A 414-nucleotide genomic window follows, 5' to 3' on the forward strand; every position below is an offset into this window, starting at 1 on the left:
CAGCAAAAGGTAAAAAATAATGGAACAGATTGGACAAAACCCCTTTGCGCCGGGTATGACATCAACAATGTTCGTTCCCGATCAGTTAGTGTCTGGCCCGCTTCAACTTGTTACAGATACAGTAACTATTGCAAAAGTAGGGTTATTGAAACGGGGTACGGTGTTAGGGCTTATCACTGAATTAAAAGAATATGCCTTGAGCGTTAAGACATCGACAGACGGCAGAGAGAAACCTATCGCTATTCTCGCTGATGATGTTGATACAACAACAGAATCCAAGTCATGCGGGGTGTATCTGCTCGGCGAGTTTAACCAAAATCGCCTGATATTCGATAAAAGCTGGACGCTTGAAGATCTGAAAACCGCGCTACGTCCTTCGGCTATTTTCATTCGCGATAGCATTCAAGCCCCCAT

1 protein-coding gene is annotated in these 414 nt (G+C 44.4%); it reads left to right on the top strand.

What is annotated here, in order from left to right; genetic code table 11:
- Positions 1–19 precede the first annotated feature (19 nt).
- On the top strand, positions 20–414 hold a 395-nt coding region (locus ACGF5R_RS24565), incomplete at its 3' end, for a head decoration protein (protein ID WP_387693260.1).

Source organism: Photorhabdus sp. RM71S, from assembly GCF_042879355.1.
Lineage (GTDB): Bacteria > Pseudomonadota > Gammaproteobacteria > Enterobacterales > Enterobacteriaceae > Photorhabdus > Photorhabdus kayaii.